This is a genomic window from Micromonospora chokoriensis (genome assembly GCF_900091505.1).
Lineage (GTDB): Bacteria > Actinomycetota > Actinomycetes > Mycobacteriales > Micromonosporaceae > Micromonospora > Micromonospora chokoriensis.
Window position 1 is genome coordinate 2,057,624 of the sequence record NZ_LT607409.1, and the last position, 13,581, is coordinate 2,071,204.

Consider the following 13,581-nt stretch of genomic DNA (forward strand, 5'->3'; position numbering starts at 1 on the left):
TGCCAATGGCCGGCGCTGTGGTCAAGCGCGGACCCCGGCATCGCTTTCGGGACGGCCATCCCACATGCTGGGGTAACGCAATGTTTGCAAAACCTCACTTTGCATACACGCGTGACCACTCTGGAGTTACATGCCCTGTTCAGGGGCTTGCGGAAATGAAGGTATCAGTTGCCCGGAACACGGGATGCGCTCTGTCCGACCGTTTCCTACCTCACTGCGGCTTCCCAAATCCGATCTTCTCTGATGAAATCGCGGCCGTGCCGCGCGTGGTCCCCTCCGCTTACGGCATGGCTCGGCGGGTCAGGCGGGGAAGAAACGACGGAGGCGATGTCGTGAGCACCGGACCGACGGCCCTGCCCACACTCGGCGACACCACTCAGCGTCCGAGCCGACGGTTGCCCAGACTGCGGGACGCACGAATCCGGTCCAAACTGGCGCTGATCCTGGTCGTCCCGGTGGCGGCGGTGATCGCGCTGGCCACGGTCCGGTTGATCACCGTCGGCGAGGGTGCCCTCGACGCCACCCGGGCCCGATCGTTGACGGCGCTCGCCGTCGACGTCAGCGCCCTCACGCAGGATCTTCAGAGCGAGCGGATGGCCGCGGCGGCCTACCTGGCCACGCCGCAGCAGCCGGCGGACGCGTACAACCTGCGGGTTCGTCAGACGCAGCAGCAGGTGGACGAGTACCGCGCCGAGCGGAGCCGGGTCGGCGAGGTGCCGGCGGCCCTGCGCGAGCGACTCGCCGTCATCGACGAGCACCTGGCCACTCTGGACGGCACCCGCCAGGAGGTCCTGGACCGCCGGCAGATGGCGGTCGCCGAGGCGGTGCTCCGCTACGGCGTCATCCTCACCGACCTGGTCGCGTACGGCGACGGCCTGGCCCAGCTGCCCGGCTCCGAGAGCCTGGCGGACAGCCGCCGCGCGGTTGCCGCCTTCGCCCGCGCCAAGGCCTCCGTGGCCGAGGAGCAGGCGGTCGCCTTCACCGCGCTGACGGCGGGTCAGCTCGACTCGGAGCAGTTCTCCTCCTTCGTGGCGACGCTGACCAGTCAGCAGGAGTCCCTGGTCGCCTTCTCGCTGGCCGCCGACCCGGTGCAGCGCGCCCTCGTGGACAGCACCGTCGCGGGTGACGCGGTCGGCCTGGCCGACCGGGTGGCCACCGACATCACCCGCTCGGTCGGGCAGCGCCCGCTGGTGAGCGCGCAGGACGCCACCGCCGCCATCGGCGCGGTGAACGACCTGATGCGCTGGGCCGAGATCCAACTTCAGGACCGACTGCTCCAGCAGGCCGACGAGGCGCGCTCGGACGTCATCCGGCAGGCGGTCGTCGAGTCGGTGCTGGTGCTGCTGACGCTGATCATCGCCGTGACGCTCGCCGTGGTGCTGGCCCGTTCGCTCAACCACTCGCTGCGCCGGCTGCGTGAGGGCGCCCTCTCGGTGGCGAACCACGACCTGCCGGACGCCGTGCAGCGGCTGCAGACCATGGGCAGCGTGGGCGACGGCGGGGTGGACGAGATCGTCCGCCAGGTCCGGGACCCCATCCAGCTCAACAGCCGTGACGAGGTCGGTCAGGTGGCGGTGGCCTTCAACGTCGTCCACCGCGAGGCGGTACGGGTCGCGGCCGAGCAGGCGGCGCTGCGTACCAGCGTCTCGGCGATGTTCCTCAACCTCGCCCGCCGTAGTCAGACCCTGGTCGACCGGATGATCGGTGAACTCGACGCGATCGAGCGTGGCGAGGAGGACCCGAAGCGGCTCGCGCAGCTCTTCGAGCTGGACCACCTGGCCACTCGAATGCGCCGCAACGACGAGAACCTGCTGGTCCTGGCCGGTGCCGACTCCGCCGTACCGCGTCGCGACGACGCCCTGGTGGTCGACGTCCTGCGGGCCGCGCAGTCCGAGGTGGAGCTGTACAACCGCATCGAGTTCGGCACCGTGGACACCGACATCTCGGTGGCCGCGCACGCGGTCAACGACGTGGTACGCCTTGTCGCCGAGCTTCTCGACAACGCCACCCGGTTCTCGCCGCCGAACACCACGGTGGTCGCCGACGGTCGCCGGATCCGTGACTACGTCCTCATCCAGATCGAGGATCGCGGGCTCGGCCTCACCGACGAGCAACTCGACTCGCTCAACCGCCGGCTGGCCGCCCCGCCGAGCGTCGACGTCGCCGCGTTCCGGTTGATGGGTCTGGCCGTGGTCAGCAGGCTCGCCTCCCGCTACAACATCCGGGTGGAGCTGCGTCGCAACGTGGAGGGCGGCACCGTCGCCCAGGTGACGTTGCCCGCCGCCACTGTCGTGCTGCCCAACAGCCGTGGGCGCGACCAGGCGCTCACCCGCCCGCGTCAGCCGATGGCCGTCGAGCAGGCACCGCTCACGCCGGCCGGTCACGCCGAGCAGTTCGCCGGTGCCGCGACCTCGGCGGCGACGCTGCCGGACCAGTGGCGGACCACCGCGCCGGCAGCCCCGCAGTGGCAGTCCCCACTGGACTCGCGGGACACCAGCCCGGCGGTGCAGGCGGGCGGGTACGCCGGCACGCGCTCGACGATGCCGCCGGCACCCGGAGCCCCGGCGCCCGTGGCGCCTCTCCCGCCGGCGCGGCCCTCGTACGGCAACGGGCTGGGCGCGTCGACGGGCAGCCCCACGGTGGCCTACCCGACCATCGACCCGCTGCCCCGACGCGGCTCGACCTCGGACGCCGAGGACGGGCGCGCCGCCAACCCGGGCCTGCCGATCGGGCCGGTCGCCGGATCCGGCGCGGTGGCACCGCCCGCCGCCCCGTCGGTGCCGGCCGCGCCGGTCAGCACCCGCCCGGACTTCCCCGCCGAAGCGCCGATCTTCCGGGAGATGGAGGCGGTCTGGTTCCGGTCGCACGGCGACGACGCCACCGCGATCTTCACCCGGCCGAACTTCGACGAGCCGCCGCCGACCATGGCAGCGTCGACCGACGCCGGTCCGCGTACGCGCGGCGACGCCCGGCCGGCTGCCGCTCCCGTGCCGGCTGCCGCTCCCGTCCCGGCCGCCGCGCCGGCCCGGCCGAAACTACCGACCCGTACCCCGGGAACGGCCAACACCGATGGTGCTCCCGCTTCGGGCGGCGGCGGTCTCGGCGGCGCGACCACGGGCGGGCTCGGCACGCCCCCCTCGGCCCCCCCGTCGTACACGCCGCCTCCGGCTGCCCAGCCGGCCGCCGCGCCCAGCGCGCCGTCGGCGGACCCGGCGGCCTGGCGGACGGCGGCGGACGAGGGCTGGTCGCGGGCCAGTCGGGCCGCCGAGCCGGCCCCGGCCGGGACCACCCGGTCCGGGTTGCCCAAGCGGGTGCCACAGGCACAGCTCGTGCCGGGCGGCATCGAACCGAAGAGCGGCCGGGACCGCAGCCGACGGACCCCGGATGAAGTACGTGGTCTGCTGTCGGCCTACCACCGCGGCGTGCAGCGCGGCCGGTCGGCCGGAACGGACCTGAACAGCACCTCGACCAAGGAGAGCCGATGAACAGGCCAGCTGCCATGCAGGACATGGGTTGGCTGCTCACCAACTTCGCCGACAGCGTGGCGGGTATCGCCCACGTGGTGGCGGTGTCCGCCGACGGGCTGCTGCTCGCGTCCTCCCGGGATCTTCCAGCGGACCGGGCCGACCAGCTTGCCGCGATCACCTCCGGCGTGGTGAGCCTGACCGAGGGCGCGGCCCGGATGTTCAGCGCGGGCGGGGTGTTGCAGACAGTCATCGAGATGGACAGCGGGTACCTCTTCCTGATGTCGATCAGCGACGGTTCGTCGATGGCCGTGCTGGCCGCCCGGAGCTGTGACGTGGGCCAGGTGGGCTACGAGATGGCGCTGCTGGTCGAGCGGGTGGGTGCCGCACTGGTGCCGCTGCCGCGGGACGCGGTGCGTTCCTAGCAGCAGCAGTCGGCGCGCGATCGGCGCGCCGAGCCAGAGACCGGAGCCGGCGCCCGCCGACTCCACGGGGGACGAGGAGGTGATCGGGGATGGACCAACGGCGTGTTGATCCGCGTGGGGCGTTGGTGCGCCCGTACGCGGTCACCCGTGGTCGTACCGAGCCCCGGCAGGACATCGCCCTCGAGGCCGTCCTCACCGCCTCTCTCACCCAGGTCGCCGAGTCCCGCTTCGCCGGGCACGACAAGCACCGCATCGCCACGGTCTGTGAGGGCCGAGCACAGTCGCTGGCGGAGATCGCCGCGTACACCCGGATGCCGCTGGGCGTCGCCCGGGTGTTGGTCGCCGACATGGTGGCCGAGAGCCTGCTGACGTTACACACTGCTGCTCCCGCCGAGGGGTTCGAGGAGCGGATGGAACTGCTTGGAAGGGTGCTAAGTGGACTTCGCAGGCTATGACCCCGCTGGGGGGCGGCCGGGCCGGGGAATCGTCTCCGCGAAGATCGTCGTCGCGGGCGGCTTCGGCGTCGGTAAGACGACACTGGTCGGGGCGATCTCCGAGATCACACCGCTGACCACCGAGGCGTTGATGACCGCGGCGGGCGTCGGTATCGACGACCCGTCCAAGGTGCCGGGCAAGGAGACCACCACGGTCGCCATGGACTTCGGCCGTATCACCATGGCCCAGGACCTGATCCTGTACCTCTTCGGTACACCCGGTCAGACCCGGTTCTGGTTCATGTGGGACGAGATCATCCGAGGTGCGGTGGGTGCCGCCGTGCTGGTGGACACCCGCCGGATCACCGACGCGTTCGCCCCGCTGGACTACTTCGAGAACCGCAAACTGCCGTACGTGGTGGCTCTGAACCGGTTCGACGGCGCTCCCCAGTACGAGCTGGAGGAGGTCCGCGAGGCACTGGCCATCTCCCCGCAGGTGCCGCTGGTGATGACGGACGCCCGGCACCGGGAGTCGGTCAAGCAGGTGCTGGTGACGGTGGTCGAGCACGCCATGCTGCGCCTCGAGGCGGAGCACGGCCGGGGCTTCGCCGCGCCGGTCGGCTGACCTGTCGTGTCCCGGCCGGCCGGTGTGCACCGGCTGGCCGCGACGCGTCAGTCCACCCGGAGGCGGTAGCCGCGCTTCACGACGGTCTGCACCACCCGGGGCGCGTGCAGGCCGGCCCGCAGGCGGGCGACGGCCATCTCCACCGCGTGCTCGTCCGCCCCTCGGGGCAGCGTGCGCAGCAACGCCGTGCGGGACAGCACCCGACCGGGAGACTGGGCCAGGGCCCGTAGCACCGCCATCGGGGCGGGGGCGAGTGGCCGCAACTCGCCGTCGATCACGGCGGCGTGCCCGCGCAGCGTCAGCAGGTGCCCGCCGGCCTTGAACGTCACGGTCCGGCGGGGCAGCTCGTCGACGATGGTCCGCACCAGGGCCCCGAGCCGGGCCCGACCCGGCGCGCTCACCGGCACCCCGCGTCGGAGCAGCGGTTCGGCGGTCACCGCGCCGACACAGCTGGCGAGCACGTCGCTGCGGAACGCGGAGAGTAGCGCGTCGGTACGGTCCCCGGCTGCCCGCAGCAGCGCCTCGGCAGCCGGCGCCGAGGTGAAGGTGACAGCGTCCACCAGCCGGCCGGCGATCAGGTCGATCAACCGGTGCAGCGGTGCCGGATCGGTCGGCGGAGCCCAGCGGTAGACCGGCACCTCGATCACCGTCGCGCCGGCCGCCTCCAGTGCCATCGTGCAGTCGGGCTGCCGCTCACCGTGCAACTGCATGGCGATCACCTGCCCGGCCACGCCCCGGCGACGCAGGTGGTCCACCACCTCGTCGCAGCTCTCCGAGGCCGGCGACCACTGGTCGTGCAGTCCGGCCGCACGGATCGCGCCGCGCGCCTTCGGGCCGCGGGCCACCACGTACGAGCTGTTCAACACCGAACGCAGTGGCTCGCCCAGCCCCCAGCCCTCGGCCGCCTCCAGCCACCCCCGCATGCCGATGCCGGTGTTGGCCATCAGGATGTCCGGCGGTTGGTCGAGGCAGGCACGCGTCGCCTCGCGCAGCTCGGTGTCGTCGGAGAGCGGCACGATCCGCAGCGCCGGAGCGAGCACGACCCGCGCGCCCCGCCGTTCGAGCAACGCGGCCAACTCGTCGCGCCGCCGGTCGGCGGTCACCCCGATGGTGAAGCCCGCCAGTTCCTCCCGCATCAACCCTCCTGTCGCAGCCGCACCTCGACCAGACCGTCGCGGCACCGTGCGTCGTGCCGGGCCACGGCCACCCCGGGCAGGTCGAGGCAGTGCCCGCTGCGCAGGTCGTACACCTGCTTGTGCAGCGGCGAGGCGACCGTCGGCACTCCGCCGCGGCTGCCGACGATGCCCCGGGACAGCACGTACGCCCCGGAGACCGGATCGCGGTTGTCGATCGCGAACAGCCCGTCCGCCGTCCGGAACAGCGCGATCTGTGCGCCGTCGACCAGGGCGGCGACCCCCCGGTCCGGTTCCAACCGGTCGAGCCGGCAGACGGTGGTCCAGGTGCGCGTCAGGGTCTGGGTCATCGCCGTACCTCCGGTAGGCCGAGGGTGACCGGCTGCCGACGGCCTGTCGGCTCGGATCCGGTCGGGGGTTGGTCGCGTACGGGCACCGGCTGGCCGCGTTCCTGGGTGAAGGTGATCGACGGGTCCGGTACGTCAGGGGCGTTGACGAAGGAGGTGTAGCGGCGTAGCCGGTCCGGGTCGTCGAGCACGTCGCGCCACTCGTCGGAGTACGACGACACGTGCTGGGCCATCGCCGCGTCCAGTTCGGCGCAGAGCCCGAGCGAGTCGTCCACGATCACCGAGCGCAGGTGGTCCAGGCCGCCGTCCATCGCCTCGATCCAGCCGGCGGTGCGTTGCAGCCGGTCGGCCGTGCGGATGTAATAGATCAAGAATCTGTCGATCAGTCGGATCAGCGTTTCTGTCGACAGATCAGTGGCGAACAGGTCGGCGTGCCGGGGCCGGAAGCCCCCGTTGCCACCGACGTAGAGATTCCAGCCGGTCTCGGTGGCGATGATGCCGAAGTCCTTGCTCCGGGCCTCCGCGCACTCGCGGGCGCAGCCGGAGACCGCCGACTTGAGCTTGTGCGGGGCGCGTAGCCCCCGGTAGCGCAGCTCCAGGGCGACGGCCAACCCCACCGAGTCCTGTACGCCGTAGCGGCACCAGGTCTCGCCGACACAGGACTTCACCGTCCGCAGCGCCTTGCCGTACGCGTGACCGGACTCGAAACCGGCGTCCACCAGTCGTCGCCAGATCTGCGGCAACTGCTCGACCCGCGCCCCGAACAGGTCGATGCGCTGCCCGCCGGTGATCTTCGTGTAGAGCTGGAAGTCCCGGGCGACCTCACCGATCACGATGAGCTTCTCCGGGGTGATCTCGCCACCCGGGATGCGCGGCACCACCGAGTAGCTGCCGTCGCGTTGCAGGTTGGCGAGGAAGTGGTCGTTGGTGTCCTGCAACGACGCCTGCTCACCGTCGAGCACGTGCCCGCTGCCCAGCGACGCGAGGATCGACGCCACGACCGGCTTGCAGATGTCGCAGCCGCGCCCCCGACCGTGCTCGGCGACCAGCCGGGAGAAGGTGCGGATGCCGCGTACGCGGACGATCTCGAACAGCTCCCGGCGACTGACGTCGAAGTGCTCGCAGAGCGCGCTGGACTGCTCCACCCCGGCCGCGTCCAGGAGCTGCTTCAACATCGGCACGCAGGAACCGCAGCTCGTGCCGGCCCGGGTGCACGCCTTCAACGCCGGCACGTCCGCGCAGCCGCCGGCGATGGCGGCGTCCACGTCGCCCCGGGTCACCGCGTTGCAGGAGCAGACCTGCGCCTCTGCGGGCAGGGCCCCGGCGTCCGCCCCGCCGCCGTCCGGGGCGAGCAGCGCCAGCGGCGCCGCCGGTAACGGGCCGCCCACACTGGCCCGTAACGTCGGGTACGCGCTGGCATCACCGACCAGCACGCCGCCGAGCAGGGTGTGCGCGTCGTCGGAGAGGACCAGCTTCGCGTACACCCGGGTGGCCGGGTCGGTGAAGGTGACGTCCAGGCAACCGGGGGTCACCCCGTGGGCGTCGCCGAACGAGGCCACGTCCACCCCGAGCAGCTTGAGCTTGGTCGCGGTGTCCGCGCCCGGGAACGTCGCCGCGCCGCCGACCAGCCGGTCGGCGACCACCTCGGCCGTCGCGTACCCCGGCGCCACCAGGCCGTGACAGGTGCCGTCGACCGCCGCGCACTCACCGATCGCCCAGATCCGCTCGTCGGCGCTGCGGCAGGTCTCGTCGACGAGCACCCCGCCGCGCGGGCCCAGTGGCAGGTCGGCGTCCCGGGCGAGCTGGTCCCGGGGCCGGATGCCGGCGGCGACCACCACCAGCTCGGCGTCGATCGTGCCGCCGTCGGACAGCTCCAGCGCGGCCACCGCGCCGTCCGGGCCCGGTCGGATCGCGCTGGTCGCGACCCCGAGATGGGTCCGTACGCCCAACTCGTCGACGTAGCGCCGCAGCATCGCGCCGCCGGCCTGGTCCACCTGCACCGGCATCAGCCGGGGCGCGAACTCGACCACGTCGGTGCTCAGGCCGAGCAGCCGCAACGCGTTCGCCGCCTCCAACCCGAGCAGCCCGCCACCGATCACCGCGCCGACCCGCCGGCCCTGCGCGTACGACCGGATCGCCGCCAGATCGTCGAGCGTCCGGTAGACGAAGACCCCGGGCAGCTCCGCCCCGGGCACCGGCGGCACGAACGCGTACGACCCGGTGGCCAGCACCAACGCGTCGTACGGGTACTCGCCGACGTCGGTGGTCACCACCCGCCGCTCCCGGTCGATGGCGGTGGCCGGTTCGCCCAGCCGCAGCCGCAGCCCGTCGTGCGCCGTGTACAGGTTGAGTTCGCTCTCGCTCACCCCGTCGAAGTACGCCGAGAGCCGCACCCGGTCGTACGCCGGGCGTCGTTCCTCGGCCAGCACCGTCACCCGCCAGCGACCCTCCGGGTCGCGAGCGCGCAGCGCGTCGACGAAGCGCTGCCCGACCATGCCGTTGCCGATGACGACCAGATCGCCGCCGTTCATCGCGTCACCTCCACCGATTCCGCCTGGCTCAGCCAGTCGACGATGCCGCCCACCGCGTCCCGGCACCCGCCGCAGCCGGTGCCGGCCCGGGTCGCCGCCACGACCGCGTCGACGGTCCGGGCTCCGGAGCGCCAACTGCGTACGAGCGCGCCCTTACTCACCGTGTTGCACTGGCAGACAGTGGCCGCGTCCGGCATCAGCGCCGGTGAGGCGGCCGGGGTCGCGCCGGCCGTGCCCAGGGCCCGGCCCAACAGGAGTGCACGCCGGTCGGCCGGGACCGGGTGACCACGGTCGAAGAGCTGGATCACTGTCCCGACGGCCGGGTTGTCGCCGAGCAGGATCGCGCCGACCAGCCGCTCGTCGCGGATCCGCAACCGGGCGTACGTGCCCCGGGCCGGGTCGGTGAAGGTCAGCTCCTCGCCCGGCCCGCCGCTGACCGGGTCACCCATCGAGGCTAGGTCGATCCCGGCGGCCTTGAGCCGGGTCACCACCGGCTGGGGCCGGTACCGCGCCAACGGGTCCGTCCCGGTCAGCACGTCCGCGAGCACCCGCGCCTGGGCCCAGGCTGGCGCGACCAGCCCACTGAGCACACCGTCGTGCTCGGCGCAGTCGCCGATCGCCGAGATGGAGCGGTCGTCGGTGCGGAGCCGGTCGTCCACCACCACCCCGCGCCGGACCGTCAGCCCGGCGGCCCGCGCCAGGGCGGTGTCCGGGCGTACCCCGCAGGAGAGGACCAGCAGGTCGGCGCGCAACGTCCGGCCGTCGGCCAGGTCGAGGCGGACGCCGTCGGCGTCGGCGGCCACGCCGGTCGCCGGCACCGCGAGCTGCACGGTGACGCCGAATCCGGCGAGCGTGCCGGCGAGCACGGCACCGGCCGCCGGGTCGAGTTGCCGTTCCATCAGGTGCTCCCTCGGGTGCACCACAGTGGTGGTCAACCCCCGGCTGGCCAGGCCCCGGGCGGCCTCCAGACCGAGCAGACCGCCGCCCAGCACCAGGGCGCTGCGTGCGCCGTCCGCCGCGGCGAGGATCCGCCGGCAGTCGTCCAGGGTCCGGAAGGGGACCACCCGTTCCGGGAGGTCCGCCGGATCGAGGCCGGGCAGTGGCGGCACCACCGCCCGCGCGCCGGTGGCGAGCACCAGGTGGTCGTAGGAGATGCGGTCGCCGCCGTCGGTGTGGACCTCCCGCGCGGACCTGTCGATGGCGGTCACCGGTACGCCGGTGCGCAGGTCGATGCCGTGCCCGGCGGCCTCGGTCAGCTCCACGTCCGGCTCGCCGATGCGTCCGGCCAGCAGGGTGGAGAGCAGGATCCGGTTGTACGCGCGGTGCGGCTCCGCCCCGAGCACGGTGACCTTCCGGTCCCCCTCCCGGGCGTGCAGTTCGCCCGCGAGGCGGGCGCCCGCCATGCCGTTGCCCACGATCACCACCCGGCCGGTCATGCCTTCTCCACCCGTACCGCGCAGATCTTGAACTCGGGCATCCCGGAGATCGGGTCGACCGCGTCGTTGGTCACCGAGTTGGCCCGTCCCGCCCCGGCGTAGTGGAACGGGGCGAACACCGTGTCCGGTCGGATCCCGACGCTGAGCCGGGCCGGCGCGCACAACTCGCCCCGGCGCGAGGTGACCTTCACCGGGTCGCCGTCGTCGATGCCCAGTCGGGCGGCCAGATCGGGGTGCAACTCGACGAACGCCTCCGGGGCGGCCCGCCGCAGCGCCGGTACCCGGCGGGTCTGGGTGCCCGACTGGTACTGCGTCAGCACCCGGCCGGTGGTGAAGTGCAGCGGGTACGTCGCGCAGACCTCCTCGGCGGCGGGCCGATGGTCGACGCTGTGGAACCGGGCCCGTCCGTCCGGGGTCGCGAACTCCTCGGCGAAGAGCCGTGGCGTGTCCGGCCCGTCCTCGGTGCGGCAGGGCCAGTAGACGCCGTCCTGGTCGTCGATCCGCGCCCAACTGATTCCGGCGTAGTCGGCCGCCCCACCGGCGGAGGCACGACGCAGCTCGGCGAAGACGGCGGCCGGGTCGGCCGGGAACCGGGCAGCCGCAACGGCCTCCGGTCGCGCGCTTGCCGTTGCGGCGGATGTCGCCGTGGTGCTTGCCGCCGTGGTGCTTGCCGGTTCGGCGGCGGGCGCTTCGGTGGTCGGTGTTTCGGCGGCGGCGAGCCGCGTCGCCAGGTCGGAGATGATGGCCAGGTCGGTGCGCACGCCCGGTGGGGGGTTGCGCAGCGCGCGACGACGCAGCACCCGACCCTCCAGGTTGGTCATCGTGCCGTCCTCCTCGGCCCACTGCGCGGTGGGCAGCACCACGTCGGCCAGCGCTGCCGTCTCGGAGAGCAGCAGGTCGGCGACGACCAGCAGGTCGAGGTCGCGCAGCCGGCCCTCGATCCGGGCCGCCCGGGGTGCCGAGACCACCGGGTTGGAGCCGAAGACCAGCAACCCGCGGGGGCCGTCCGGAGTGCCCAGCGAGTCGAGCAGTTGGTAGGCCGGCACACCGGGGCCGGGCAGGTCGTCGGCCGGCACTCCCCAGACCCCTGCGACGTGCTCCCGGGCCGCCGGATCGTCGATCTTCCGGTAACCGGGGAGCTGGTCGGCCTTCTGCCCGTGCTCCCGCCCGCCCTGGCCGTTGCCCTGGCCGGTGAGGCAGCCGTACCCCGAACCGTCCCGGCCGGGCAGGCCGAGGGCAAGAGCCAGATTGACGTACGCGGTGACGGTGTCGACGCCCTTCGCGTGCTGCTCGGCGCCGCGCGCGGTCAGGATGATCACGCGTCCGCCGGTGCCCAACGCGCGGGCGGTGGCCTCCAGGTCGGCCACCGGCACCCCGGAGAGCTGTTCCGCGCGGGCGGGCCACCAGGCGGCGACGGTCCGGCGGACCGCCTCGAAACCACTGGTGCGCTCGGCCACGTAGGTGCGGTCGACCCACCCCTCGGTGAGCGCGATGTGCAGCAGCGCGTTGGCCACCGCGAGGTCGGTGCCGGGCAGCGGTTGCAGGTGCAGGTCGGCCTGCCGGGCGGTCGCGGTGACCCGGGGGTCAACGACGATCAACTGTCCGCCGTTGCGGCGCTGCTCGGTGAGCCAGCGCACCAGCGGTGGCATCGTCTCCGCCGGGTTGGCCCCGACCAGCAGCAGCGTGTCAGCCCGACCCAGGTCGGCGAGCGGGAACGGCAGCCCCCGGTCGATGCCGAAGGCGCGCATCCCGGCGGCCGCCGCCGAGGACATGCAGAACCGTCCGTTGTAGTCGATGTGCCGGGTGCGCAGCCCGATCCGGGCGAACTTGCCCAACGCGTACGCCTTCTCGTTGGTGAGGCCGCCGCCGCCGAAGACGGCGACCGCGTCCGGGCCGGCGTCGTCCTGGATCGCGCGGATGCCGGTGACGATCCGGTCGAGCGCGGCGTCCCAGCTCACCGGGCGCAGCTCGCCGCTGGCCGGGTCGCGCAGGAGCGGGGTGGTCAGCCGCTCCGGGTGGTCGAGCAGCTCGGCGGCGGTCCAACCCTTCTGGCAGAGCCCGCCCCGGTTGGTGGGAAACTGGCGGGGGTGGACCGTCACCCCGGTGTCGTCCTCGCGCAGCGTCATGCCGCACTGCAAGGCGCAGTACGGGCAGTGCGTCGCCACCTCCCGGGGCGTGGACCCCGGTCGAGTTGCCGACCGTGCACCGTCTGTCATGTCGGGAAAGCGTGCCGCTGAGCGGTTTCCGGTCCGGGTCCCTTCTGTTTCGGTCCTGTCAAGTGGGGCTCACACCGCACCGGGGCAGCGAACGCGTCGGAGGGTGCGAGCGCGTCGGTGGGTGCGAGCGCGTCGGTGGGTGCGAGCGCGTCGGAGGGTGCGAGCGCGTCGGAGGGTGCGAGTCGGAGCCTTTGGAGCTGAATCGTTTGCGACATCGGCGATTGACTCGTCTGCGACATCAGCTCCAAAGCGGCAGCGCACGTCACCCCGCAGGCGATCAGCGCCCGTCGTAGCGCTGCGGTCGGCGGGTCAGTGACAACCAGCCGAGGAATCGGGCGTGGAGTGCCCGCGGGTCAGGCTGAACGCCCAGGGAGTACAGGTCGTGAACCGCGTCCTGCATGTTCGCCGCCAGGTAGAACGCAAGAGCGATCGAATGGCCGTAGAACTCGGTCGCGAGGTGAAGCTGAGCCGGCGCACACGGCCAGGGCGCCGCGCAGTTACGGCAGAGCCACGCCGGGCGCATCGGCTGGTGCGGGCGAGGTCGGCGGCTCATCGAACACTCACCGGACCTCGCCTGGCGGGAGTGCGGATGGTTGACGGTAGGGCCGCCGGGGCGGGTGTGTCCGGCCAGATCAAGCCCGCCGACATCACGAACAGGGTCCGGCGCGCGACCGCAGCACCCTTGGCGGACAGCTCGTAACCGTCGAGCCACAGCCACCCGTCGTACGTCGGCCAGTCGAGAACGCGGATGACCCGAACGACGATCGGGCGCATGAACTGCACACTCGCCGTGCGGGTCAGGTACAGGACGTCGCCCGTGTGCGGCCTCCGTGGCGTGGGCTTCGGCTCGGGTCTCCGATGGTGCGGCTCATCCGGCACTGCGCTCTCTCCCCTTGTCGTCACTGTGGGAAGGGGCCGCCCCGTGTGCTCACCCACGGAGATCTTGGACAGTTTCCGTTACGCGAGAACG

Annotated in this window: 11 protein-coding genes; 4 read left to right on the forward strand and 7 right to left on the reverse strand. The window is 72.8% G+C overall.

Annotated elements, in window-relative coordinates:
* Positions 1-332: 332 nt before the first annotated feature.
* From GA0070612_RS09745 to GA0070612_RS09760, 4 genes are all read left to right on the forward strand, one after another.
* Positions 333-3,485 (forward strand): sensor histidine kinase, encoded by a 3,153-nt coding sequence (locus GA0070612_RS09745; RefSeq protein WP_088987611.1) that lies wholly within the window; start codon positions 333-335, stop codon positions 3,483-3,485.
* On the forward strand, positions 3,482-3,889 hold the full coding sequence (locus tag GA0070612_RS09750; protein ID WP_030329975.1) for a roadblock/LC7 domain-containing protein: 408 nt from the start codon (positions 3,482-3,484) through the stop codon (positions 3,887-3,889). The genes GA0070612_RS09745 and GA0070612_RS09750 overlap by 4 nt, the downstream gene beginning before the upstream one ends.
* Positions 3,890-3,978: 89 nt before the next feature.
* Positions 3,979-4,344: a DUF742 domain-containing protein gene (locus GA0070612_RS09755; protein WP_088950207.1), complete on the forward strand. Its 366-nt coding sequence runs from the start codon at positions 3,979-3,981 to the stop codon at positions 4,342-4,344.
* Positions 4,325-4,948: a GTP-binding protein gene (locus tag GA0070612_RS09760; RefSeq protein WP_088987612.1), complete on the forward strand. Its 624-nt coding sequence runs from the start codon at positions 4,325-4,327 to the stop codon at positions 4,946-4,948. Before GA0070612_RS09755 ends, GA0070612_RS09760 begins: the two co-directional genes overlap by 20 nt.
* Before the next feature lie 47 nt (positions 4,949-4,995).
* Here the strand turns inward: GA0070612_RS09760 and GA0070612_RS09765 are convergent, their stop codons facing one another.
* From GA0070612_RS09765 to GA0070612_RS32460, 7 genes are all read right to left on the reverse strand, one after another.
* The gene (locus GA0070612_RS09765) at positions 4,996-6,084 is read right to left on the reverse strand and encodes a uroporphyrinogen-III synthase (protein ID WP_088987613.1); all 1,089 of its coding nucleotides are present in this window, start codon (positions 6,082-6,084) and stop codon (positions 4,996-4,998) included.
* The gene (gene nirD / locus GA0070612_RS09770; RefSeq protein ID WP_088987614.1) at positions 6,084-6,431 is read right to left on the reverse strand and encodes a nitrite reductase small subunit NirD; all 348 of its coding nucleotides are present in this window, start codon (positions 6,429-6,431) and stop codon (positions 6,084-6,086) included. The genes GA0070612_RS09765 and nirD overlap by 1 nt, the downstream gene beginning before the upstream one ends.
* A complete protein-coding gene (gene nirB / locus GA0070612_RS09775) occupies positions 6,428-8,959 on the reverse strand; it encodes a nitrite reductase large subunit NirB (RefSeq protein WP_088987615.1) in 2,532 nt (843 codons plus the stop codon). Before nirB ends, nirD begins: the two co-directional genes overlap by 4 nt.
* A complete protein-coding gene (locus tag GA0070612_RS09780) occupies positions 8,956-10,395 on the reverse strand; it encodes an FAD-dependent oxidoreductase (protein ID WP_088987616.1) in 1,440 nt (479 codons plus the stop codon). Before GA0070612_RS09780 ends, nirB begins: the two co-directional genes overlap by 4 nt.
* Complete coding sequence (locus tag GA0070612_RS09785; RefSeq protein WP_088987617.1) at positions 10,392-12,611, reverse strand: molybdopterin oxidoreductase family protein; 2,220 nt, start codon at positions 12,609-12,611, stop codon at positions 10,392-10,394. The genes GA0070612_RS09780 and GA0070612_RS09785 overlap by 4 nt, the downstream gene beginning before the upstream one ends.
* Positions 12,612-12,888: 277 nt before the next feature.
* Positions 12,889-13,164: a hypothetical protein gene (locus GA0070612_RS09790; RefSeq protein WP_088987618.1), complete on the reverse strand. Its 276-nt coding sequence runs from the start codon at positions 13,162-13,164 to the stop codon at positions 12,889-12,891.
* Entirely contained in the window at positions 13,161-13,385 is a 225-nt protein-coding gene (locus GA0070612_RS32460; protein ID WP_088991380.1) for a hypothetical protein, read from the reverse strand. Before GA0070612_RS32460 ends, GA0070612_RS09790 begins: the two co-directional genes overlap by 4 nt.
* Positions 13,386-13,581 lie beyond the last annotated feature (196 nt).